This is a genomic window from Vibrio sp. HDW18, from assembly GCF_011306175.1.
GTDB classification, from domain to species: Bacteria; Pseudomonadota; Gammaproteobacteria; order Enterobacterales; family Vibrionaceae; genus Vibrio; species Vibrio chanodichtyis.
In genome coordinates this window covers 350,393-375,308 of sequence record NZ_CP049914.1, presented here as the reverse complement: position 1 = coordinate 375,308, position 24,916 = coordinate 350,393, and the positions used below count along the sequence as shown (strand labels likewise).

The 24,916-nt window shown below is 46.6% G+C and carries 22 protein-coding genes and 1 pseudogene; 11 read left to right on the top strand and 12 right to left on the bottom strand.

The window, feature by feature from the left end; translation table 11 throughout:
* The first annotated feature begins 5 nt into the window (after nt 1–5).
* Nucleotides 6–950 carry a ribosome biogenesis GTPase YlqF gene (ylqF, locus tag G7083_RS13465; protein ID WP_166015341.1) on the top strand — a complete coding sequence of 315 codons (945 nt, stop codon included), beginning with the start codon at nt 6–8 and terminating at the stop codon, nt 948–950.
* 223 nt (nt 951–1,173) lie between these two features.
* Here the strand turns inward: ylqF and G7083_RS13460 are convergent, their stop codons facing one another.
* Nucleotides 1,174–2,157 (bottom strand): GTP-binding protein, encoded by a 984-nt coding sequence (locus G7083_RS13460; RefSeq protein ID WP_166015340.1) that lies wholly within the window; start codon nt 2,155–2,157, stop codon nt 1,174–1,176.
* Between the two features lie 662 nt (nt 2,158–2,819).
* Here G7083_RS13460 and G7083_RS13455 point away from each other — a divergent pair.
* The 4 genes from G7083_RS13455 to G7083_RS13440 all read left to right on the top strand — a co-directional run bounded on the left by G7083_RS13455 (nt 2,820) and on the right by G7083_RS13440 (nt 7,990).
* On the top strand, nt 2,820–4,706 hold the full coding sequence (locus G7083_RS13455; protein ID WP_166015339.1) for a sensor domain-containing diguanylate cyclase: 1,887 nt from the start codon (nt 2,820–2,822) through the stop codon (nt 4,704–4,706).
* A gap of 200 nt (nt 4,707–4,906) precedes the next feature.
* A complete protein-coding gene (gene glgC / locus G7083_RS13450; RefSeq protein WP_166015338.1) occupies nt 4,907–6,121 on the top strand; it encodes a glucose-1-phosphate adenylyltransferase in 1,215 nt (404 codons plus the stop codon).
* 76 nt (nt 6,122–6,197) lie between these two features.
* On the top strand, nt 6,198–7,346 hold the full coding sequence (locus G7083_RS13445; protein ID WP_166015337.1) for an iron-containing alcohol dehydrogenase: 1,149 nt from the start codon (nt 6,198–6,200) through the stop codon (nt 7,344–7,346).
* A 188-nt stretch (nt 7,347–7,534) separates the two neighbouring features.
* Complete coding sequence (locus G7083_RS13440) at nt 7,535–7,990, top strand: methylglyoxal synthase (RefSeq protein WP_166015336.1); 456 nt, start codon at nt 7,535–7,537, stop codon at nt 7,988–7,990.
* A 78-nt stretch (nt 7,991–8,068) separates the two neighbouring features.
* Here G7083_RS13440 and pncA read toward each other — a convergent pair whose 3' ends face one another.
* A complete protein-coding gene (pncA, locus tag G7083_RS13435) occupies nt 8,069–8,689 on the bottom strand; it encodes a bifunctional nicotinamidase/pyrazinamidase (protein WP_166015335.1) in 621 nt (206 codons plus the stop codon).
* A gap of 85 nt (nt 8,690–8,774) precedes the next feature.
* Here pncA and G7083_RS13430 point away from each other — a divergent pair, with 85 nt between their 5' ends.
* Nucleotides 8,775–9,131: a diacylglycerol kinase gene (locus G7083_RS13430; protein ID WP_166015334.1), complete on the top strand. Its 357-nt coding sequence runs from the start codon at nt 8,775–8,777 to the stop codon at nt 9,129–9,131.
* A gap of 57 nt (nt 9,132–9,188) precedes the next feature.
* Here G7083_RS13430 and helD read toward each other — a convergent pair whose 3' ends face one another.
* Nucleotides 9,189–11,252 (bottom strand): DNA helicase IV, encoded by a 2,064-nt coding sequence (gene helD / locus G7083_RS13425; protein WP_166015333.1) that lies wholly within the window; start codon nt 11,250–11,252, stop codon nt 9,189–9,191.
* Nucleotides 11,253–11,490: 238 nt separating this feature from the next.
* On the opposite strand from helD, the gene yccS reads away from it, so the two are divergent.
* Nucleotides 11,491–13,659: a YccS family putative transporter gene (yccS, locus tag G7083_RS13420; RefSeq protein WP_166015332.1), complete on the top strand. Its 2,169-nt coding sequence runs from the start codon at nt 11,491–11,493 to the stop codon at nt 13,657–13,659.
* Nucleotides 13,660–13,904: 245 nt separating this feature from the next.
* Nucleotides 13,905–14,147 (top strand): hypothetical protein, encoded by a 243-nt coding sequence (locus tag G7083_RS13415; RefSeq protein WP_166015057.1) that lies wholly within the window; start codon nt 13,905–13,907, stop codon nt 14,145–14,147.
* A gap of 102 nt (nt 14,148–14,249) precedes the next feature.
* On the opposite strand, the gene modC is transcribed toward G7083_RS13415, so the two are convergent.
* The 4 genes and pseudogenes from modC to G7083_RS13395 form a co-directional block, all read right to left on the bottom strand.
* Nucleotides 14,250–15,350 carry a molybdenum ABC transporter ATP-binding protein ModC gene (modC, locus tag G7083_RS13410; protein WP_166015331.1) on the bottom strand — a complete coding sequence of 367 codons (1,101 nt, stop codon included), beginning with the start codon at nt 15,348–15,350 and terminating at the stop codon, nt 14,250–14,252.
* Nucleotides 15,350–16,042: a molybdate ABC transporter permease subunit gene (modB, locus tag G7083_RS13405; protein WP_166015525.1), complete on the bottom strand. Its 693-nt coding sequence runs from the start codon at nt 16,040–16,042 to the stop codon at nt 15,350–15,352. The genes modC and modB overlap by 1 nt, the downstream gene beginning before the upstream one ends.
* Before the next feature lie 2 nt (nt 16,043–16,044).
* Nucleotides 16,045–16,802 (bottom strand): annotated as a pseudogene (modA, locus tag G7083_RS13400) (molybdate ABC transporter substrate-binding protein).
* An 11-nt stretch (nt 16,803–16,813) separates the two neighbouring features.
* Nucleotides 16,814–18,277, bottom strand: a complete 1,464-nt coding sequence (locus G7083_RS13395; RefSeq protein WP_166015330.1) for a cobyric acid synthase — start codon at nt 18,275–18,277, stop codon at nt 16,814–16,816.
* 221 nt (nt 18,278–18,498) lie between these two features.
* On the opposite strand from G7083_RS13395, the gene G7083_RS13390 reads away from it, so the two are divergent.
* Nucleotides 18,499–19,017 (top strand): hypothetical protein, encoded by a 519-nt coding sequence (locus tag G7083_RS13390; protein WP_166015524.1) that lies wholly within the window; start codon nt 18,499–18,501, stop codon nt 19,015–19,017.
* 317 nt (nt 19,018–19,334) lie between these two features.
* A complete protein-coding gene (locus tag G7083_RS13385; RefSeq protein WP_166015329.1) occupies nt 19,335–20,000 on the top strand; it encodes a PilZ domain-containing protein in 666 nt (221 codons plus the stop codon).
* A gap of 10 nt (nt 20,001–20,010) precedes the next feature.
* On the opposite strand, the gene G7083_RS13380 is transcribed toward G7083_RS13385, so the two are convergent.
* The 3 genes from G7083_RS13380 to G7083_RS13370 form a co-directional block, all read right to left on the bottom strand.
* Nucleotides 20,011–20,340 carry a GIY-YIG nuclease family protein gene (locus G7083_RS13380; RefSeq protein WP_166015328.1) on the bottom strand — a complete coding sequence of 110 codons (330 nt, stop codon included), beginning with the start codon at nt 20,338–20,340 and terminating at the stop codon, nt 20,011–20,013.
* Complete coding sequence (locus G7083_RS13375; protein ID WP_166015327.1) at nt 20,340–20,990, bottom strand: YceH family protein; 651 nt, start codon at nt 20,988–20,990, stop codon at nt 20,340–20,342. The genes G7083_RS13380 and G7083_RS13375 overlap by 1 nt, the downstream gene beginning before the upstream one ends.
* A gap of 157 nt (nt 20,991–21,147) precedes the next feature.
* The gene (locus G7083_RS13370) at nt 21,148–21,339 is read right to left on the bottom strand and encodes a hypothetical protein (RefSeq protein ID WP_166015326.1); all 192 of its coding nucleotides are present in this window, start codon (nt 21,337–21,339) and stop codon (nt 21,148–21,150) included.
* Between the two features lie 187 nt (nt 21,340–21,526).
* On the opposite strand from G7083_RS13370, the gene G7083_RS13365 reads away from it, so the two are divergent.
* On the top strand, nt 21,527–21,847 hold the full coding sequence (locus tag G7083_RS13365) for a DUF496 family protein (protein WP_166015325.1): 321 nt from the start codon (nt 21,527–21,529) through the stop codon (nt 21,845–21,847).
* 61 nt (nt 21,848–21,908) lie between these two features.
* Here the strand turns inward: G7083_RS13365 and glpK are convergent, their stop codons facing one another.
* Both glpK and G7083_RS13355 read right to left on the bottom strand, forming a co-directional pair.
* Nucleotides 21,909–23,423, bottom strand: a complete 1,515-nt coding sequence (gene glpK, locus G7083_RS13360) for a glycerol kinase GlpK (RefSeq protein WP_166015324.1) — start codon at nt 23,421–23,423, stop codon at nt 21,909–21,911.
* Nucleotides 23,424–23,480: 57 nt separating this feature from the next.
* Nucleotides 23,481–24,335, bottom strand: coding sequence for an MIP/aquaporin family protein (locus G7083_RS13355; protein WP_166015323.1), 855 nt, complete (start codon nt 24,333–24,335; stop codon nt 23,481–23,483).
* Between the last annotated feature and the right edge of the window lie 581 nt (nt 24,336–24,916).

The following is a 24,916-nucleotide window of genomic DNA, read 5'->3' as shown; positions in this document are numbered from 1 at the left end:
TTCAAATGGTTAATAACAAAATTCAGTGGTTTCCTGGCCATATGCACAAGGCTCGTAAGGAAATTGAAGAGGCGATTCCACAAGTCGATGTGATTATCGAAGTGCTGGATGCGCGGATTCCATTCAGTAGCGAAAATCCGTTGATCTCACATCTGCGGGGCGAAAAACCTTGTGTTAAGGTGCTGAATAAACGTGATTTAGCCGATCCTGAGTTAACTGAACTGTGGATTGCCCATCTTGAGCAGGAGCAAGGGGTAAAAGCCATGGCGATCACCACCGCCAATCCACAAGAAGTGCATAAGATCCTCGATTTATGCCGCAAGCTTGCGCCACAACGCGAAGAGATTGGCAAAAATATTCGCACTATGATTATGGGAATTCCTAATGTAGGAAAATCGACCATTATTAATACCTTAGCTGGCCGTGCTATTGCTCAAACTGGTAACCAACCGGCGGTAACGCGTCGCCAGCAGCGGATCAATCTCCAAAACGGGATTGTGCTTTCCGACACGCCGGGAATTTTATGGCCAAAAGTAGAAAACCCACACAGTGGCTTTCGTTTGGCCGCCACTGGCGCGGTGAAAGATACGGCGATGGAATACGATGAAGTCGCCTTCTACACCGTAGAATATTTGGCAAAACACTACCCAGCAAAACTGCAAGAGCGTTATCAGCTAGAAGAGCTGCCAGAAACTGATGTTGAATTGATGGAAGAGATTGGCCGTAAACGTGGCGCACTACGCGCTGGGGCACGAGTCGATTTGCATAAAGCTTCTGAAATTTTATTGCATGAATTACGTCAAGGGGTATTAGGGCAAATTACCTTAGAACGGCCAGAGATGATCACCGAGGAACTCAAACAAGTTGAGCTCGATGAAGCACGTAAAGCGGAAGAAAAAGCTAAAAATAAAGAAGAACGTCGTAAACGTTATCTGCGTAACAAACGTTAACCGTCGAGCTTGATAGTAAGCATAACAGGCGAGTTTAGACTCACCTTTTATGCATGTTTCTACACTGATTTTTTTAGCACAAAGTGACCTATACCCAAACAACTTGGAGTTGCAGGTAGGCGGCAAGTGAGTGACTCCCCATGAGCATAGACAAACTATGTGATTGGGGTGAACGAACGTAGCCAACACCGCTGCAACTTCAAGTTGGAAGGGCATATTAGGTTTACGCAATACCCGCCAATCGAAGCAGTATGCTTTCTAACTCATCCCACGGCATTAATTGTGAGTCAATCACTTCTAAACGCGATTCAAATCCCTCTAAGCTCATTTCAGTCACTGAAACCACGCGATTGGCCACATTGAAGGCGTAACAGCCGCGATCGGTATTCAGTACGCCTTTCACTCGTTCAGCGGTTAAGTCATTGAATAATTGGAACAGCAGATCAAAATTGAACTGGTATTCAGCGCCAAACAGCCAGCCACAACTGAAATAGCCCTGACCTCGATTCTCTTTGCGTACAAAAGCTTGCTGGGGCGCAAGCTGAAATTGTGGCTCTGCCGTGGCATGGTGGTGATGATGGGCATCAATGTGGCTTGAAGCATGACCACTTAAACGCGGCATATCCAACAATTCCATCGGAAATTGTGCTTGGTGGATCAATTGACTGAATGCTTTGGCTGGCTGCTGCTCAGTTACCCAATCATTGAACACCTCAATATCATGGCTACAACACAAATCTACCTTATTACCCAAAATGATATCGGCACAGGCCAATTGATCATTAAAATTTTGGTTGCTGAGATATTTATCCATACTCAAATGACGAGGATCAAGCAAAGCTATGGTCGCTTTTAAATCGATATAATCTTGGTACTGCGCTGAAATTAATGTGGCAACCACCTGCTTAGGATGACCAAGCCCAGTAGGTTCAATAATTAAACGATCCGGTTTTTGACGCAGCAATGCATTTATGCCTACTGACATAGGCACCCCCGCGGTACAACATAAACAGCCACCTGGCACTTGTTTAATCATTGCCCCCTGCTCACTCATTATTGCCCCATCAATGCCAATTTCACCAAACTCATTGACCAGTACCGCCCACTTTTGATCGGCAGGTTTTGTGGCTAATAAGTGCAAAATCGCGGTGGTTTTTCCAACGCCTAAAAAACCGGTAATAATATTGGTTGGTACTCGATTCATCATGCAGCTCCTTTGTTGGCGGCAGTATATCCAAAAGCCTAATCAGAAGCAGTGTGAAATTTAGGATCTGGACAAACGGTACCGTAGCGAGCTCAACACAATGGCTGATAAGCAGATGTAAAGGCAAACTGAATGCAAAAGGCGCACTGAAAAGCGCGCCTTTTTCCTCGTAAACTCAAACGTGAGTTTTTGCGAATTCGCTTGGCTTCGTGTGCAAGCGTCTCTTAGCCGAGGTAGTGATATGTTGTTTTGATTCCGTCCAAATTGTCTGTAAGGCTCCATGTCCTCCATCTGAAATGTTCTCACTAACCTTACGCTTTAACTATGGCACATAATATTAGATATGCCATATCAGTTACTCATATTTTGCTATAAATCTTATTTTTATTAGAATAACTTATCAAATCAATTAGATGCACAGATCAATTCGGCAGTCTTATGATCGCAATACTGCAATCGGATCAAATGGTCATTCAGCCAGCATCCTTACACATCTTGACTTAGTGAACCCCGAATTCAATAAACAAATTTACTATAACCAACTCACTGCAAATTTAGCACCATTGCACAACAAAGCGTGAACAAACACACGAAGTTACATTTTGGAAACGAAGTCCCATTAAGAACAAGGTATAATGCGCGTTTTGTCATTAAAAACGAGCGCTGTGTATATTTTTGCCCGAAACTATTTAACTCAATTCTTGATTGTTGCGTTTGTACTGGCGTTCATACCTACACTGTATTTCATGCATCAAGCCAGCGAGCTTGAAACCCAAGCAGTGAGCAGCGTCGAAAAGCAAACTCGCTTACAACTTGACTTTAGCCGACACGACCTACTGCAGATGCTGCAAAAATCTCATCAGTTAACACAAGAACTAGGCAAAAGTGACACCTTAGTAGCCGCCAATCAGACCTTGAATCGGACGAATATCCAGCAATTAAAAACTTTATGGAATCTCACTCTCCGCTCTCAAAATATTTTCTCATCATTCCAGTTACTGGATTTACAAGGTAAAGAACAGCTACGCGCAATTTATGACGGCAATCACGTCAAATTTGTTGAATCGGCGCAAACCTCCGGTACTTTTAGCCAACAAGTGCTCAATCACTACCGTCAGCAACCGAATCAACATGTTTGGGTCAGTGGACTGGCAATAAACCCTGAAGACCCTTCGGGTGCACTACCCACTTTCCGCTTTGTCACTCGAGTTGAGGCCAAAAATCAAGCCAGTGGTTTTCTGATCGTCACGGTAAAACTCCAGTCTCTCTATCAAAGACTTTCTTTTATTTATGATCAATTTGACTCACCGGATGTTTTTAATCTTGCTGGTAATTTATTACTGAGCGAACGCGCTTTGCCCCCTTCAAGCCAACCGCTGACTTACCCCAATTTTGCAACTCAGCACCCTAGTTTATGGCAAACCATCCAGACCGAACCGCAAGGCTTTGCTCTCTCAAATAAAACTTGGTTTAGCTACCTGCATGTTGCGCTTAATTCTCTACTCCCTGACGCTAAACCCTTGGTATTAGTGCTCAGAGTCAATCAACAAGAAATTGAGCAAACTTATGCCGATGCACGCTGGTCATTAATCCGGCAAGCCATCACCGTTTTCTCTCTGCTAGCAGTTATTGCGGCAGGATTTGTTGCGTGGAATATCAACCATCAAAAAAATAGCCTTGATAGTAAGCTGGCACGAGCGGCGATGGATGGCATGTCGGCGGTGATGATCACCGACCGTAATAATCGAATCATCAAAGTCAATAATGAGTTTACTCGTTTAAGAGGCTACTCATTTGAGGATGTACAAGGCAAACAACCCTCGATTTTTACCTCTGGATTGCATAAAACTGAGTTTTATATGCAGATGTGGAAAGCGCTACAAAGCAAGGGGGTGTGGGAAGGTGAAATCATCAATAAACGCAAAGATGGCACCAATAATACCGAAATTCTACGCATCCAAAGCATACGCGATGACAATAATATAATTCAATTTTATGTAGCTTCTTTCGTGGATATTTCACGCCATAAAAAGTTAGAACATCGTTTACGTGAATTGAGTGAAAAAGATGCATTAACCGACTTATGGAATCGTCGTAAATTTGATCAAACCATCAAGCTAGAATGTGCCAAAATCCGCCGTTACCCGAAGATGGCCCAAAGTTGTCTAGCGATTGTGGATATTGACCACTTTAAACGGATTAACGATCAATTTGGGCATACCGAAGGCGACCACGTGTTACGCGCGGTGGCCAAAGAGATCCAAGATCAGCTACGGGAATCGGATTTTATTGCCCGAATTGGTGGTGAAGAATTTGCGATTATTTTCCCTTACACATCATTACAGGAAGCCGAACGGGTGCTTAACCGGATCCGTCATTACATTGCCACCGTACACCATCAGCCAGTTACCATCAGTGCTGGGATCACCACGCTGTGTAAAAAACCAGAAAAATCCTACCAACGTGCTGATCTTGCGTTGTATGAGTCAAAAGCTTCTGGGCGTAATCAAATATCGGTGTTAACCGAAGCCGAAATGGATCACTTAGCGTAATGTAACGCACGGCCCCAGTTGCCATATAACTAAGAGCCACCTCGCAGCTTAAGCGGGTTCAAGCACTCACACCCTTGTTGTACCGCTCACTACACCTCTCACTTGCCTATCTTGTACTACGCTTAAAAAGCGCCTTAGATCACATTTTGTACCAAGCCAATACCCCACTTTGCCATCAATCTATTTCAGGGAGATAATCTATGCAGGACACTTTAGCTGTGATTTTGGCGGGCGGCATCGGTTCACGCCTTTCCCCACTCACTGATGATCGCGCCAAACCCGCGGTACCTTTCGGCGGAAAATATCGGATCATTGATTTCACCTTAACCAATTGCCTGCATTCTGGATTACGCCGCATTTTGGTACTGACTCAATATAAATCCCATTCACTGCATAAACACCTACGTAATGGCTGGTCTATTTTCAATCCCGAATTAGGTGAATTTATTACCGTTGTTCCTCCACAAATGCGTAAAGGAGGCAAATGGTATGAAGGCACTGCTGATGCATTGTTTCATAATATGTGGCTACTAAAACGCAGTGAAGCTAAATATGTAGTGGTGTTATCAGGTGATCATATTTACCGGATGGACTATGCCGCGATGCTGGAAGAACATATTGCCAACCGTGCCGCTCTCACCATTGCTTGTATGGAAGTACCTCGTCATCAAGCCTCAGCATTTGGGATAATGACGATCAATCAACAATCCCTTATCACCAGCTTTGTCGAAAAACCTAGCGACCCACCTAGCCTGCCCAATAAACCAGATTCTAGCTTAGCTTCGATGGGGATCTATATTTTCAATATCGAAGTGTTGAAAAAAGCCTTAAGCGAAGATGCTGAGCTTGAGCAATCGAGCCATGACTTTGGCAAAGATCTCATCCCAAAATTAATTGAAACCAGTAACGTATTTGCCTATTCGTTCTGCTCCGATAAAGGACGTGTCGCTCGAGATTGTTATTGGCGCGACGTGGGTACGATAGATTCATTTTATGATGCCAATATGGACTTGCTCCAACCCGTGCCACCAATGAACTTATACCAAAAAAACTGGGCGATCCGTACTTATGAACAACAGCTCCCACCCGCCAGAACGGTCTCCTCTGCCACGGGTAACGAAGGGGTGTTTATTAACTCCATGATCGCCAATGGCGTGATTAATTCTGGTGCTTCGGTGCAGCATTCGATCATCTCATCCAATGTCCGCATCAATGACGCAGCGCAAATTATCGATAGCATTTTATTTGACGATGTCGAAGTGGGCGAAGGTTGTAAGCTGAAGCACTGTATCGTTGACAAGCATGTCATCATCCCTCCCTATACTGAAATTGGGGTCAATCCCGATCAAGATGCCAAGCGGTTCCGTATTTCTGAACAAGGTGTGGTTGTGGTGCCGGAAAGCTACCAATTTTAAGAGTAAACGTCACCAAGATTGCTGCAGCTTCAAGTTAGGCAGAGTATAGTGATAGCAAAACAGCGAGGTGAGTAAAATGCATTTCAGTTATGTCAACCCAACCAAAATTCATTTTGGACAAGGCCAAATTGCCCAAATTGGTCAAGAGATCCCGAAAGAAAGCAAAGTATTAGTGTTGTATGGTGGAGGTTCCATCAAACGTAACGGCGTGTATGACCAAGTGGTCGCCGCTTTAAGTGAACATCAGTGGGTCGAATTTGCTGGGGTTGAGCCTAATCCAACCAAAGAAACCTTGGATAAAGCCGTCCAAATAGTCAAACAGCAGTCGGTCAATTTTATTTTGGCGGTGGGTGGCGGCTCAGTGATTGATGGCTCGAAATACGTCGCTGCGGCAGCCTTTTATGCTGGTGATGGATGGGATATTTTGACCGGACACCACATAGTGCAACAAGCGACTCCGATTGGAGCGATTTTGACTTTGCCAGCCACTGGTTCTGAATCGAATACCGGCGCGGTGATCACCAAAGCAGAAACCCAAGATAAATTGGCATTTTTATCTCCTGCGGTTCAACCTCGCTTCGCGATACTGGATCCTGATGTGATGAAAAGCTTACCTGAACGCCAACTGGTCAATGGTTTGGTTGATGCTTGGGTTCATGTATGCGAGCAATATTTAACCCTACCAAGTCAAGCGATGGTACAAGAAGGCTACGCCGAAGTGCTGCTAAGAAACTTGTTGATTTTAGCCGGAGATTTTAGCCAGCGAGATAATGATGCATGGCGCGCCAATCTAATGTGGACCGCCAACCAAGCCTTAAATGGTTTGATTGGAACGGGAGTGGCACAAGATTGGGCAACCCATATGATTGGTCATGAACTCACCGCTCTGTGGCATCTAGATCACGCACGCTCACTGGCCGTGATCCAGCCTTGGTTGCTACGCAATCAATTGGAACACAAAACCGCTAAACTCGAACAGATGGGCAAAAATGTGTTTGGATTACCACCGACCGATGATCTTGCCCAACAAACCATTACAGCGATTGAAAGGTTTTACCACCAACTCGGTGTTGCCACTCAATTTGGTGATCATGGCATGGAAAAAAGTGCCGCCGTTGCAGCGGTGATCGAGCAACTGACGGCACACGGTATGTTAAAACTCGGTGAACAAGGCACCATCACCTTGCAACAATCACGCGCAATACTCGAACAAGCCCTGAATTAAATAGTGCTTAATGAGCGGCTACTTTCATAACTTACAGCCGCTCAACAAAATCATCGTATTCACCGCCAAGCCGAGACATAAAACCGTATCACCGTCAAAGACCCGCGGCGGTTTTCGGTAAAAGTAGTTGAATAAACATCAATTTTTGGTTATCAAGCCTTAATCCAAAAACATTAGGAAATCCGGTAATGAAAAAAACCACCCGCACGATGGCAGCGCATAAGCACGTTGCTCTTGTGGCTCACGATAACTGCAAAGGTGAACTACTGCGTTGGGTTCAAGAAAATAAAGAAAAGCTGCAACGTCATTTTTTGTATGCCACGGGTACCACTGGCCATATGCTCAGTAAAGAGACTGGGCTAGCCATCAAAAGTATGATCAGCGGGCCAATGGGCGGCGATCAACAGCTTGGCGCATTAATTTCCGAAGGGAAAATCGATGTGCTGATTTTCTTTTGGGATCCACTTAATGCCGTACCGCATGATCCCGATGTCAAAGCTCTGCTGCGTATCGCCAGCGTGTGGAATATTCCCGTGGCCGCCAATCGCGCCAGTGCTAAATTCCTGTTTTCTTCCTCTTTGATGGAGCAGCAAGTCGAGATTGAGATCCCTGACTACCCAGCTTATCTTGCCGAGCGTACTTAACCTAAATCACGGGTTTGCTCTCCATTTATCTGGCTATCACGCAAGATAGCCTTTTTTGATCACTTCACTGGCCCACCGTTAGCTCACCAATAGCTGTTGGGCACTGATCAGCTGGCAGCCAGCGCTTTGCATCGCTTGCCATGCCGCAGCACAATCACCCGGTTTGAGCTCCACTCCACGACATCCATCTTGGATCACCCAGGTATTAAAACCGAGTGATCTCGCATCCAGCGCGGTAAATTTGACACAATAGTCTGTCGCTAACCCCGCAATATACAACTCGGTAATCCCATGCTGGTGCAAGTAATCGGCAAGTCCGGTAGCGTGCTGGCGTTGGTTATCAAAAAATCCGCTATAACTATCCACATCAGGATGAGTACCTTTCAGCACCGTGTGCGTGATCCGCTGACTCTCCAAACCCGCAATAAATTCTGCGCCATGAGTCTGTTGCACACAGTGATCTGGCCACATCACTTGTAACGTGCCATTAAGTTCCAACACTTCGCCAGGCATTTTCCCCTGCACCGAAGCAAAACTGGCGTGCGCGACAGGATGCCAATCTTTGGTGGCAATCACGTGGCTAAACTTGGGGATCAATCTATTGACCACCGACAACACTGCATCACCATCCGGCACAGGTAGCGCACCGCTTGGAGAAAAATCATTTTGAATATCAACTAATAACAGTGCTCTGTTCATGATGTTATTCCTATGCAACTGCCGTTAAGCAAATTAAACGTATATAATCGAGCGCTCTTTTTCACTGACTCAGCGAGTTCATCGCATGAAACACTCTCGTATTGGCTTAAGCCGTATTGTTTACGCCACCGGCTACTCGATAAAAGGTTTGATCGCCGCTTGGAAAAATGAAGCCGCATTTCGCCAAGAAGTGATGTTAGCCCTACCACTCACTATTGTAACTTTCTTCCTACCGGTGACGAAAATCGAACAAGTCTTACTGGTGGGTTGCTTAGTGCTGATTCTCATCGCTGAGTTATTCAATTCCGCGCTTGAAGCCGTGGTGGATCGGATCAGTACCGAACACCATCAGTTGAGCGGTCGCGCCAAAGATATTGGCTCCGCCGCGGTATTTATTGCCTTGTGTTTTGCCGTATTCACTTGGGCATGGATTTTGTGCTAACTCATCATTGATAACCCAATCAAGGTTTACACAGGCAAGCCTTGCATTCTCTGCCGTCTATTTTTGTTTAATAACCGGATAGTCGTCATTAAGCAACTCTTGCACAAAGCAAGAACCATGACCGCTGTAGGTGACCCATACCTTCTGCTTGGCACGAGTTAGCGCCACATAAAACAGCCGCCGCTCTTCAGCATGCGGGAAATCATCATCTCCTTGGTTTAACCCTCTATCCAGATGTAAGGCTTTAACCCGTGCCGGAAATTGACCCTCATCGACCGCCAGAATGATCACATAATCGGCCTCTTTACCTTTGCTGCCATGGCAGGTCATAAACTCTAGACTGAGGGCACGATACCGCTGTTGCCAATCGGGTAAAAGTTCAGGCTGATGGTAGTGATTACGCCCCAATAACAGCACGCTTTTAGGCTGTTTGGCTGCACGGTTAAGATCATCGAGGATTTTTTCCACCGAATTGCTCGCTGCCAGTACCACCGCTTTGGATTTTTGCATTTTAAAGCTATTGAGCGTTTTCGGTAATTGGTACGGATTATGCTGAATGAATTGGTTAGCCACCGCACCAATCTGATCATTAAATCGATAAGTGGTATCAAGATAATGCACGGTAGAGTGAGCAAAACGGGCAGCAAAACCGGTGGTCAAATCCACATCTGACCCAGCAAATTGGTAGATTGACTGCCAATCGTCCCCCACCGCAAACAAATTGCACTGACCTTGATTTTGTTCACACAACGCTTGCAACAAACGCAAACGTGACGGCGAAATATCTTGGTACTCATCAACCATGATAAATTTCCACGGTGAATGAAATTTACCTTGCTCAACATACTCAGTAGCACGATTGATCATGATATTAAAATCAATCTGATTTTGTTCATTGAGCATCTGCTGCCATGCTTGGTAGCAAGGCCAACACAAGGCTAGCTCACTGTTTAAACGTGGAAAATCATCACTCTCAACCAAACGTTGCTGTAGCTCTTTTTTGCTTAACCCCAGTTGTGCTAATTGATCGAGCTGTTTTTCCAGCCATGCGATCAGTTTGGGGTTTTCTACGTGGCTGCCGAGTTCATCATCTCCTGCCAAATAAGCAATCGGCCAACTCGCCAAATGCTTTTGCCAACGTTTAAAATTGCTTGGCGTCAGCCAGTGACGCTTTAGCCAATCAATGCACCACGCTTGTTTAAGCTTACTGTCGCTTGCCAACGGCGACATCACCACCGTTTTGCCTTCCACTCGATTCAAAATACGCAGACCCAGCTGATGGAACGTATTCACTTGCAAGCGTTCAGCCTCTAAACCTATTTTGTTGATCAGCCGCTCAGCCATCTGCTGTGCCGCATCACGCGCAAAAGCGACCATTAAAATCTGTTCTGGCTTAGCAAGGTGGCTTTGCAGTAAATAAGCGACTCGTGCGGTTAACACACTGGTTTTGCCAGAGCCCGCCCCAGCCAACACCAAATTATGATCGTCATTAAGTAGTACCGCGTACTGCTGCGAGAGGTTGAGCGGTGAAGATTCGCACTGTGAAAAGAGCACCGTCCAGTTGAGGCGTTCTCGCTCTAACCAAGTTTGGTTACGCTCCGATAAGCTCGCCGAGGTATCTAACAACCAAGGCAACAAAGGTTCAAACACGCTAGGCAAACGCTTTTGCGCCTCATGCAGCGTCATATTGATGTGGGTTAAATCGGCATACACCTGTGCCACCCAAGCTTCGATCGCAGAGTGTGCTAAAAAACAAGGCAAGCGAGTCAGGCGTGATAATTCTTGCTGCCAACGAGGCACATACAGATTGAGCTGTTCACACTGCCGCTGGTGCCAAACCTGATAATGCGCCACCAACTGCTGAGCAAATGCGCGGCATTGTGGCCAAGGTAAACCTTGTACCAACCAACTGCGTTGTACACCCGATTCCGGATCGGCGAAAAACTGCAAACTGCCCCAACATAAACCTCGTCGGATCTGCACTTGTCCATTCCAGACCGAAAAAGGGATCCACTCCTCGCTACTGAGCGAAGTCAACACCAGCCACTCGTGCTCAAGCGCCACTTGATAGTATTCGTTGGCGATAAAAAACTGTGCAGTCTTATTGGCATTTAGCTGCATTGGTAGAAACCTACTAACAAAGGTAGAAACCCACTAACAAAATTGTCGCCAATCATACCCCAATCCCTCGAGCCAATAAAAAGATAATGTCAATATTCTGAACCAGGCAGCCCCTGAGAAATAATTGCTAATCAAGACAATCGGTAGTGAAAGGTCAATATTTATTTGTTTTGATCAGCATGTTATGACTTCAATCTGCTAAACTCGCCATTTTCAACCCTGACTGGTGTGCTGCGCCGTGCCAAAAATCAACCAACTACGCCTGTATTGGGCCAATAAAACGGTTAACTACAGTATTTTGATGTTGCTGACGCTGCTCGGTGTAGTGATCCCGGCTTGGTATTACCAGCTCAACACTTGGATCACCCCGTTGATTTTAGGCGTGATTGCAGCGGCGCTGGCCGAGCGCGATGACCGTTTTACGGGGCGCTTGAAATCCATCACGCTAACTTTGATCTGTTTTGCGATCGCCGCCTTTTCGATTGAAATTTTGTTTAAGACCCCGTGGCTGTTTGCCATCGGTCTATTTACGTCTACTTTTGGCTTTATCATGCTCGGCGCGCTCGGCTCACGCTATGCCAGCATTGCGTTTGCTTCGTTACTGCTTGCGATCTACACCATGCTTGGCGCGCATCAAAGTACCACGATTTGGTTGCAGCCTTTGTTGTTGCTGAGCGGCAGTGCTTGGTACTACTTCATGTCAATGCTGTGGCATGCATGTTGGCCGATGCAACCGGTGCAACAAAGCCTCGCCAACGTTTTTCTACAACTGGCCAATTACTTAGAGGCCAAATCTTCACTATTCCACCCGGTTTCGGATCTGGTGCCTCAGCCCTATCGGATACTTGAGGCCAATTTGAATGCCGCCACAGTAAATGCACTCAATCAATGTAATGCCATCTTTCTGACTCGATCAAAACGGGGTCACGTGGATAGCGCAAGCGACCGCTTCTTAAATATCTATTTTTTAGCGCAAGACATTCATGAGCGAGTCAGTTCAACTCACTACCGCTACCAAGAGTTAGCGGATCATTTTGGTCGCTCAGATATTCTGTTTCGCTTTAAACATTTATTGGAAACCCAGGCCAAAGCCTGTCGTGATATCGCACAATCGATCCGTTTAGGGCACAGTTACCAGCATCAGGCAGGATCGATTATAGCGTTGGATGAGTTGCAACTATCGCTCAATTATTTACGTCAGCAAGATAGACGCGATTGGAAAAGTCTACTCGGCCAACTCGGCTACCTGTTGAATAATCTTGCCACCGTAGAAAAGCTGCTCAATAACGTCAGTAATCCGGATGTCGCAAAACCAGAAGAGGGCGAATTGAACGATACCGAAGCCCATACTTTAGGCAGCATGTGGCAACGGCTACGCGCCAATCTTACCCCTGATTCGCTGCTGTTTCGTCATGCACTACGCATGTCGCTGGCGCTCACTGCCGGCTACGGGTTGATTCAAGGTTTAGGGATTGAACGCGGTTACTGGATTTTGCTAACCACGCTGTTTGTGTGTCAACCCAACTACGCCGCCACCAAACAAAAATTGACCGCGCGAATCATTGGCACTCTGGCCGGATTATTGCTCGGCGTACCGCTGTTAACTTTCTTTCCCTCCCAAGAAAGCCAACTGGTGTTTATTGTGCTCTCTGGAGTGATGTTTTTCGCGTTTCGCTTGAATAATTACGGCTACGCGACCGGTTTTATTACCTTATTAGTGCTGTTTTGTTTCAATCAATTAGGCGAAGGCTACGCGGTAGTATTACCACGCTTAGCCGATACTTTGGTCGGCTGTGCGTTAGCGGTGGCTGCGGTAGTGTGGATCTTGCCCGACTGGCAATCCAAGCGTTTGCACAAAGTCATGGCCGATGCCATAGAAGCGAATAAACAGTATTTAGCCCAGATCATTGGCCAGTATCGCATCGGTAAAAAAGACAGTTTAAGTTATCGAGTGGCGCGCCAGCAGGCCCATAATCAAGATGCGGCGCTCTCCGCTGCAGTCACCAATATGTTGGCAGAGCCGGGCCGCTATCAAGCGGCTGCTGGTGACAGTTTTCGCTTTTTAACCCTTAACCATGCACTGCTCAGTTATATTTCGGCCCTAGGTGCACATCGTACTCGCCTTGAGGATGAGAGCGTGCATCAATTGATACTGGATGCACATCGGGTGATCCATCAGCATCTTGATCTGCTTTATCAGCAACTGTTCCACCACAGCGCAGAGTCTCATGCTCAGCACATTGATAATACAGGACTAGAAACTCGCCTCACCGAATGGCGTGAAGATGATGAAGGCTCAGCACGCATGGTGCTACAGCAGCTACATCTGATTTATCGCATGCTGCCAGAACTGCATTCGTTAGCCAATAAATTTGCTGTGAAAGTTGTCCCCCCCAGCGAAGCATAAAGGCCGCTGACCATAAAACCGCCGGCTCACTCGGCGGCTGGTGATCAAGCATGTAATGGGCACCTCAACTCAGTACCCTAGCTCATCGAAAAGTATCAACCTTTAATCATTGATGAATATTCTCATTATGGAGATAACCATTTCTTGTAAAAATGCTTACACTTTCTGGACAAAACAGTCGCACCGCCGCGCTAATTTCTGACTATGGTTATTGTAGGATTAACGCGACACAAAGGAGCCAAGCGATGAGCACCGATTGTCGAGCACAACTTCATCAAGCACCGTTTTTCAATCCAAGCCCATTATGGTTAATAGCGGAACACCAAATGAACCCTCAACAATTTGCCGATTGGAAAGCTCAACTGAGCAAATTAAGCCCGCAGCAGCTGCGTGCGCTACAAGGCGATATTGATCGCTCACTGCATCAGGCCCAAGCCTCGCTACTCACCGAAGAAGAACGCGAAGCCATTGCCCATTTATTTGCTTAAATCATTTGTTAGTTAAAATGGCGTTGGTTTATTACTGATGTGGTGATGATTTAGTTTGACACTGTTGATCAAGTTCAATCTCTTTCAATCCCTGCTAAACGTTTAATGAGTCAGCACGACATCACGCTGTGACACACTGACCCCTTTGATTTGTGCAAATACTGGCATACCCACGTCAAGTGCCAACTCAGCATAAGCCCATTCTGTGACCACCGCCCACAAATAACACCCGGCAGCTAATTCAAGTTTGAGCGAGACGCTTTTTTTACTCGGAGCTTGATGTTCAATCGCCACAATCTGGGCGGGTAGAATGTTGCGGATCGAACTTGCAATCGGTTTTTGTAACGCAATCGACACATCGTTAGCACGAACTTGCATCCGCACACGATTACCCCGTTGTGCTTCAATCTGCTGCACCCAAAGTTCCACTCCTTCCGCCAAACAAACTTGGCTCAAACCATACTGCGGATGCTGTTGAGTCACCGTTGCGGCAAACAGCGTACTTTGCTCACTGAACGATTGCCAAGGTCGCATCGCCTTTGATGACCACACTTGCTCGATAGGCCCTGCACTGAGCACTTTCCCCTGCTCTAACACCACCAAATGATCGGCCAAGCGTAAAATTTCTTGTGTGCTGTGTGAGACATACAAGATCGGTAGCTGAAAATGTTGGGCTAAGTTTTCCAAAAAAGGCATCACTTCTTTCTTACGTGGCATATCTAATGCGGCCAGCGGCTCATCCATTAACAACAAATCCGGTTTTGATAACAGTGCTCGCCCCAGCGCAACGCGCTGCTTTTCTCCGCCCGATAAATCACGCGGATAGCGATCCAATAGCGGCTGTAACGCCAACAAATTAGTCACGCTGGCAAAATAGGCCGCATCTGGGCGGCTCACCCCATAATTTAGATTGCCGCGCACGGTATAGTGTGGGAAAAGCCGCGCATCTTGAAATACATAGCCAATCTTACGCTGCTCAATCGGCAGATTAATGCCTTGAGTTGAACTAAATAGCGTGCGACCGGCAATATGGATCTCACCTTGCTGTGGTGTACTTAACCCGCTGATCACGTTGATCAGCGAGGTTTTTCCCGCCCCTGAGCGTCCAAAAATCGCACAAATCCCCGCGACAGGTAAACGCAAGTCAACCTCAAGACGAGTCTCACCTAACTGCTGCTGCACTTGTAAAATCAATTCGCCCATCACTGTACTCCCAAGCGCTGCTTAATCCGTCGGCTTAGCCATTCCGAGGCGAACAGTGACCCAAGTGCAATCGCAATCGAAATTACACACAAACGGGCAGCTTGCATTTCCGAACCTGGCGTTTCTAAAAAGGTAAACATGGCCAGCGGGATGGTTTGCGTTTCACCGGGAATATTCGACACAAAACTGATGGTGGCGCCAAACTCACCTAAACTGCGCGCAAATGCGAGCATCACCCCAGTTAAGATACCCGGTAGAGTCAGCGGCAAAGTGATAGTAAAAAAGACTCGGACTGGTGATGCCCCCAAAGTACGCGCAGCTTGTTCCAGTTTTCGATCCACACTTTCTAAACTCAAACGAATTGAACGCACCATTAACGGTAGCGCAATCACCATGCAAGCCAGCACTGCACCACGCCAACTGAAGCTAAAGCTGATCCCAAAAACTTGATACAGCCACTGCCCAAGCCAACCTTTTCGCCCCATACTAATCAGCAATAAATAACCAATCACCACTGGTGGCAATACCAAAGGCAAGTGCACTAGGCTATCAATCAGCCCTTTACCAACAAAAGAACTGCGTGCCAGTAACCACGCCAGTAAAATGCCTATCGGCAATAACCATAATGTGGCGTAACCCGCCACTTTAAGGCTAAGCAGCAAAGCGGCCCATTCGTAATCGGTCAACACTATGCCTACTCGCTTACTGACTCAAAGCCAAAGCGCTGTAAGATCTGTTGTGCTGCCGCAGAGCGCAAAAATGCCACTAGCTCAGCATTAGCCGCTTTATCATTGAGTTGAACTAACGGATAACGGATCGCTTGATGTGACAGCTCTGGAAAGTCGCTGACCAGCGCCACTTTATCACTCAATATCGCATCGGTTTTATACACAATCCCCAGCGGTGATTCCCCCGCTCGACCAGCGCTAACACAATTCGCACGTTATTGGTTTGTGCCAAACGAGCCTCTAATCCTGACCAGACACCTAAATGCTGCAACGCCTGCTTAGCATAGACACCCGCGGGTACCGCATCAACCTGTGCCACCGCCAATCGAGAATCCGCCAAAGCAGCTTGCCATGCCGTGAGGTTTTGTAGATCAAATGCTTCAATTGGCCGCGCAGCAGGGCGAATCAATACCAAGCGATTTGCCGCTAAGGTGACCACTTGCTGCTTTTCTACCAACGATTTTTCAACCAGGTAGTCCGCCCAGTCTTCGCTGGCTGAAATGAACAAATCCGCTGGTGCCCCCACTTCGATTTGACGCGCTAAAGAAGAAGAACCACCGAACACCGTCACCAATTTGACATCATGTTGCTGCTGATAAGCGTCAACCAACGCTTCAACCGCATTGGTCATCGATGATGCCGCATAAATGCGTAGCGTCTCTTGCGCGCTAGCCGGCAGCGCATTAACCGCTAAACATAGCAGTAAAGTCATACGTTTAAACATAGATATTTTCCTTATAAATCTGGCCATAACAGATCTAGATTAAGATGTTGTTCAATGGCATCGGCAATACGATTGATCGCCTGTTCTTGTATGGCTCGATGATCATACGGCTCAATACTGGCTGCACCCGCCCATTGACAAAGGCACTGCGCGGTTTCCGCCAAATCAAAAATACCATGTAGATAGGTGCCAAACAGTTGATTATCCTCACTGACTAGACCATCAACATCCCCCGTACCCAGGATGATTGGACTGGGTAGTGGTTGCTGCCAATCAGAACGCCCGGCGTGGATCTCATAACCCTGCACAGCCACAGATTGACCATTGAGTGTCAATCTTCCTTGCACATTCGTAAGGCGTTTTTCCGCACTCAACTCGGTTTGCATCGCCAGCAAACCCAGCCCTTGGCTACTGCCCGCTTCACCTTCAATCCCGAGCGGATCATGCACCCATTCACCAAGCATTTGAAATCCACCACAAATCCCGATGACTTTACCGCCTAAACGCAAGTGGCGTACAATCTCTTTATCCCAGCCTTGGGCACGTAAGTAAGCCAGATCGGCTCGCGTCGATTTAGTGCCAGGCAAGATGATCAGATCCGCGCCGCGTAGTGATTCACCTTGCCTAACATAGCGAAAATCGATGTGTGGATTTAACCGTAGAGGATCAAAATCAGTGTGATTACTGATCCGCGTCAATACCGGAACCACAACCCGCAATTGGCTTTCTTCCGCCAACGTCTGATGAGCCGCAATTGCATCCTCAGCTTCCAAATCAAAACCGTGCAGGTAAGGCAACACGCCAATCACTGGCTTACCGGTGGCTTGCTCTAACCAATCCAGCCCCGATTGCAGCAATGCAATATCACCACGAAAGCGGTTAATCACAAAACCTTTCACTCGCGCCTGCTCCGACTCGGAAAGCAGCGCCAGCGTACCGTATAAATGGGCAAACACACCACCGCGATCAATATCCGCCACAATGATCACGGGTACATCGGCAGCCTCAGCAAAGCCCATATTGGCAATATCATTGGCGCGCAAATTGATTTCCGCCGGACTGCCCGCCCCTTCAATCATCACCGCTTGATACTCATTTTGCAGCCGCTGAAACGAATCCATCACTGTTTCCAGCGCCACTTTCTTATAGTCATGGTAAGCACTCGCTTCCATATTCGATAAAGCACGCCCTTGCAAAATCACTTGCGCACCGGTATCTGAATTTGGTTTGAGTAGCACAGGGTTCATGTGCACACTCGGCGCAATCCCACACGCTTGTGCTTGCACAGCCTGAGCGCGGCCAATTTCACCGCCATCAGGGGTGACGGCACTGTTCAGCGCCATATTCTGGGGCTTGAATGGCGCTACCTTGATGTTTTTTCTGGCTAAAACACGGCATAACCCCGCCACTAATACACTTTTCCCTGCATCCGAGGTGGTGCCCTGAACCATTAATGCAATTGATGTCGACATCATTTTACTTCACTGTCTGAATTTGACGCCATCATATACCGAAACCGACTGCAGTTGCAGATTACAGCACATCGGCCAGCCGCTTATTTGTTTCATTCCAGCGTGTTCGATCATTTATTAATCCTTGAGCTCCCCAAAACCATCAATCGAAATAAATGGCCTGTAATTTGCTTACGATTACGGTATTTTGGCCACCTATTTGATTGAATGCGGACACCATCATGATGCGCAATATACTGCCATTTTCCTTACTCCTTGCCCTCGTGCTTGCTACCCCAACGTGGGCTAATAACTTTAATTACAACTTTGTTGAGTTTAGAACCGCGATGAGTCCACAATCTGGCGGCGCTGAGTTCAGTACTTACTTTACCAATAACTCACATTTTATCGCCCGCATCGATTCTCAGTTTGAAAGCGATTGGGATATTGCCGGCGGCATTGGCTTTAACGGCCCAGTGAGTCCCTTTGCTGATGTATATGGGCAACTGTTAGTTCACCATATCCGTACACCAAAAGAATTAGGTGGTAACAACGATACTCAGATGGAACTCAATATCGGTACTCGTGTTTGGTTGACCAATCAAGTGGAAGGCCATGCACGGATTGGCCGTTTAGATGATCATTCGGTCGTGATTGCCGGCGTGCGTTTTCACTCCACTGATCAGTTAGCCCTCAGTGCAGAAGTACGTAATGCCGGAGTATGGGGACCACAAATTGGCATGGGCGTACGTTTCCAATTCTAATTTCAGCGTATCTGTTGGGCCGATGCTATACCCAAACAACTTGGAGTTGCAGGTAGGCGGCAAGTGAGTGAATCCCCATGAGCATAGGCAAACTATGTGATTGGGGTTAACCAACGTAGCCAACACCGCTGCTGCTTCAAGTAGGAAGGGGATATTAAGCTTGCCACTACGGACCATAGATTCCATTAAGTGGCAAGTTGATCGATTTGCATCGTTGGACTATCACGTTTATGCAACTATCGGCATTTCAAAATGGTCAAGCGTACGAATTACGGTGTATAACTTAAGCAATCATCAAAGCAAATGAAGAGTTGGACATGGCTGTCGGTTCGAATGATCTGCATAAATTGGCATTACTGCTAAAGCCCGGAATGAAAGTCTCGGCCGAGATCCAATTTGGTCCCGAAGATACTTACATTTTTCACACCGCACTCGTTGGCCACAAGATCGAGCAATACATTGTGCTGGAATTTCCACAGGGCTGTTATGAAGCACTGGTGATGCGCAAGCTGAATAACGTGCAGATTATATTAAGGGGTATATGTGACACTGAACTCGGCCATATTTTGGCGTTTAAGAGTTCAATAATACAAGCCAGCTCCAAACCCTTCTGTGTGCTGTTTTTACGACCACCTAAACACTTTGCCACCAAAGCGATCCGTAGCCATGAACGTTACAAATTGGCCATCCCAGCAGAGCTCAATCAAGGCAACAAAAGTTATACCGGTAGCTTAATTGACTTTTCGGTTTCCGGTTGTGGAGTGTTCATTGCGGGGGAGAATGAGTTAAACAAAGGCTCAGGTGTATCGATTAACAGTGAATTAGATCCTTTACTGCCAACGCACATCGACAGCCATATTGTTAATATTCGTCGCCAGCCCAACGGACATTTGATCGGTATTCAATTTGCCCAACCGATCCAATTAACTGAGAGCTTGAAAAAACAGATTTTAGAGCAAGCTTTTCTCGCTGGCTCGCTGTAACACGTTGTGCTCAATCGAGACTATCTTGTTGGCTAGCGCGGTCATCGCCGATCTGCCATCTACGTTGCAACCGTGCTAATGCAAGCTCACCCTGCACCAGTGCTTCTTTTTGTGCTTTAGGCAGTCGTTTAATGCGATATTCGATTTGTAAGGCGGCACGTTTTCCTTCAGGCACCGCCGCCGACCAAACCAATTTGAGCGGACCTTTACCACGCAGTGCTTTGGCACCGCGGCCTTGTTGATGCAAGGCAAAGCGGCGCTCAATATTGGTGGTAATACCGCAATACAGTGCATTACCTGCAGTACGGACGAAATAGACAAACCAAGCTGGTGCAGACATTAGCCTAAATACTGCTCGACTAGCCCACGCAGCTCGGCGACTTCTGCACGTAGTGCGGCCACTTCCAGCTCTAACTGTGTCAATTGTGTCGCTGGCACAACCTCAAGCTCTGCACTGGCAGCAAACTCAGCCACATCCACAGCGTCACAAAATAGGTGCTGATAACGTGATTCACGCTTACCGGGTTCACGGGCTAATTTAACCACCAAAGCACCAGACGCTCGGTTCGCTAACCGCTCAAGTACCGCTTCAGTTTGTTTGACGTCGCTAAATTCACATAAACGGTTACTGCGGGTACGCAATTCACCAGGGGTTTGCGCGCCACGCAGCAGTAAACAGCAAATTAGGCCTAACTCTTGTGGATCAAGTTTTAAATCGCCAAATTCAGTATTGCAAAATCGGTGCTGATATTTACTGGTGCGACTGTTAAAGCTGCTTTCATCACTGGCTAAACGGCGAGTAATTAATCCAGCGACCGTATCTTGAACTTCGGCCTCACTCAGTGACAACACGGGTTCACGGTTACTTTTTTGATTACAAGCGATAGTGAGACTATTGAGCGTTAGTGGATAATAGTCTGGAGTGGTAATTTCTTTTTCAATCAAGCAACCAATCACACGGGCTTCAAGTGGCGAGAGTTGGATATTCATCGTACGGCCCTTTTACTGGCGGGCTAGTTCACCATCGGTTAATTAAACCATCCGTTAATTAAACTATCGGTTGATTAAACTATCGGTTAATTAAACCAGCCGTTGATTAATTTTTGGCCTCTTCAATATGGCGTTCATCGCATTGATTTTGCACACTTTAGTGATCGAGCAGCCAAGCTAGCCGGATCAATTGGCCATCTTCATTAAGCATGGCGATTTTAGTGCGCTTTAGTTCAATTTCTGTCAATTCAAGTTGCTGACGCTGTTGCAGGTAAGCTTGCCCTAGCTTAGTTACGCCAGCTTCACTGGTTCGCGGCGTTGGAGACACCAAAATATCAGAGGTATGCATGGTAGTGGAGTCTATAATCGTCAATGGTGCACATCATATAGCGCTTATTTTGTGATGTACAACCAGCAACCAGACTAAGTGGCGATTAATTGCTCAAGTTAAGCTACGTATTGATCTTAAGTCTGTTATGAAGAGAGTTGTTGTGCTTTAATCTTTGCAGTTGCCTTAAAAGTAGGAAAAGGAACCTATGAACAGCGTATTTGAAATTGTGAGCTTGGCTCGTCGTAAAAATAAACTTCAACGTGAACTCGATGATAACGAGAAAAAAGTTCGTGATAACCGTAAACGCGTTGAGCTTCTGGTTAACCTGTTGGACTACATTAAACCCAACATGAGCCATGAAGAGATCCTGACCATCATCAAAAACATGAAATCAGACTACGAAGATCGTGTTGATGATCACATCATCAAAAGTGCTGAGATTTCGAAAGAACGCCGTGACCTCAGTCGTCGCATTAAAGATCTGACTGAGCACGATAAGCAGATGACTCAAGGCAAGAAAGCCTAAAAATTCCAGACCCACCTTATGGTGGGTCTGATTTTTTACTCGTTCACTGACTCAAACTTGATTACTCTTCGTCGTGTAACTCAGCCCAAGCTTGCGCACATTTCACCGCACGTTTCCAACCCCGATAGCGACGTTGACGCTTCTCTTCATCATGATGAGGAATAAAACTGCGATCAATTTCCGCTTTGCCTTGCAATTCATCCAAATTATCCCAGAACCCAACCGCCAGCCCAGCAAGATAAGCAGCGCCTAAAGCCGTTACTTCGGTCACTTTGGGGCGATGCACTTCGGTATCCAACACATCGGCTTGGAACTGCATTAAGAAATTATTGGCCACTGCACCACCATCAACCCGTAACGCAGAAAGTTTGATCCCCGAATCCGCTTGCATCGCATCCAGTACATCGCGCGTCTGGTAGGCAATGCTTTCCAGTGTGGCACGAATAATATGGTTGGAGTTGACCCCACGGGTTAAACCAACAATCGTACCGCGTGCATAAGCATCCCAATAGGGCGCGCCCAATCCGGTAAATGCTGGCACCACATATACGCCATTCGAGGTATCCATTTTGGTGGCAAAATATTCTGAATCACAGGCATCAGAAATCAGCTTAAGCTCATCACGCAACCATTGAATCGAAGCGCCGCCCATAAATACCGCGCCTTCTAAAGCGTAAGCGGGTTCCCCACGCGGACCACAAGCCAAGGTGGTAAGTAATCCATTACGCGAAGTCACTTTTTCTTGCCCAGTGTTCATCAATAGGAAGCAGCCGGTACCGTAGGTATTTTTTGCCTGCCCCGCTTGTACGCACATTTGGCCATACAATGCCGCTTGTTGATCGCCGGCAATTCCTGCGATAGGAATACGCGTACCGCCTTTACCACCAATGTTAGTTTGACCATATACTTCGGATGATTTTCTCACTTGTGGCATCATCGACAGTGGAATATCGAATTCGGCCAAGATTTTCTCATCCCACTGTAATGTATTGATATTAAACAGCATGGTCCGTGAAGCATTAGTGTAATCCGTCACATGAACGCGGCCTTGGGTCATTTTCCACACTAGCCAAGTATCGACCGTACCAAACAACAGTTGGCCAGCTTCGGCCTGCTCACGCGCACCCGCAACATTGTCCAGAATCCATTTAATTTTGCTACCGGAGAAATAGGGGTCGAGCACTAAACCGGTATTGTCACGGATGTAATCTTCTAGGCCACGCGCTTTAAGCTTTTCACAAATCGCCGCAGTACGTCGGCACTGCCATACAATCGCGTTATACACCGGTTTACCGGTTTCTTTATTCCAGACTATGGTGGTCTCACGCTGGTTGGTGATACCAATCGCGGCGACTTGGTCACTGCTGATCCCCGCTTTACCCAGCGCTTCAACCAAGGTCGAACTTTGCGTAGCATAAATTTCTAATGGATCATGCTCCACCCACCCAGCTTGTGGGTAGATTTGGGTAAATTCACGCTGAGAAACGCTCACAATATTGGCATTATGATCTAACACCACAGCACGTGAGCTGGTGGTGCCTTGATCAAGCGCGACAATGTATTTTTGCTCAGTCATGTTCTGTTCCTTCTCGTTTCACGTAATGAGTTATCAATATTTTTTATTTTATGTTCGCTAGATATGAGCTTCTTCGCCCTCTTCTGCGCAATCACACTGGTTAGGAATGGTACAGCCAGTGCCGACTTTCGGCAGATAGGCGGCGATAAATTTGGGATACGCCCAAGCACCGAAGCAAGCGCCTAAGATCGGTGCAACAATCGGTACAATGAAATACGGAATGTCTTGCGCACCAGTCAGCGCATAATCCCATCCAGCAAAATACGCGAACAGCTTAGGACCAAAATCACGCGCCGGATTCATCGCAAAGCCAGTCAATGGACCTAATGAGCCACCGATCACCGCAATTAAAAGTCCAATCAGCAATGGATTAAGCGCATTACGGTGCGCGCCATTATTCTCATCACCCAAAGCTAGGATCCCAAACATCAGCACCGCAGTAATGGTGAATTCAACCGCCATCGCCCCAAGAAAAGAGAGTGATGGGTGTGAATAAGTGGAGAAAATACCCGCAGTGGCTAACGCTTCTTGGCTACTACGTACAAAATTGTGGGCGATTTCGTAATCAGTAAAAAGATTGCTGTACAAACTGTAAACCAAGGCCGCAGAGCAGAATGCGCCAGCCACTTGAGCGAGGATATAAGGCAGCACTTTCGCTTTATCAAAACCGTGAAATACCGCCAATGCGATGGTCACCGCAGGATTGATATGTGCGCCAGATACCCCAGCGGTACAGTAAATCGCAATTGCTACGCCCAAGCCCCAGACAATGCTGATTTCCCATTGTCCGAATTGCGCCCCGGTTAATACCAGTGCCGCCACACAACCGACACCAAATAGGATCAATAATCCGGTGCCGATAAACTCGGCGATACACTGCCCCAGCAGAGTATGTTGCTTTGTTTGCTTCATAGTCAGAGTCCTTTTATTATATTGCGACCATAGCCCTATCTTTTAGCAAGAGTCTCCAACCATTATTCCATTTGCAGCATAGTTGGCTGATATATTGCTTTTTATGGTAGATGCCAAATTGGCATCTACATCAGTTGGCTGTGATAGCAAGAATGTGAGCCGTTATTGGATGAACAACTGAATTGTTCGCCATTAATCTGGCACAAAAAAAACTCATCGAAAACAAACAACCTTAATTAATGAGTGTTCGAACACAGACTTGTTGCCTAAAGATTCGATTTTTGTTAAATAACGCATCATTTTCAGTGATGATCGAATCGATAACCGAATCAATAACCGATTGGTTTCAGCGCCTAGACCTGCCTTTCATCCACAATGAGCAAAAAGCAGCAACCTGTGTAACCGTGGCTAAATTCAATATATATCAATAAGTAAAAACAGACTTTGCACTTATTGCTGGCCATTATTCCCATCCAATCCATTCACGCCTTCCGTTCATAACACATTTAAGTCATCCATCATTAACAAACGATTCATAGCACAAATCATCATTCGATGATTCAAAAAATATTCGTTCGCGC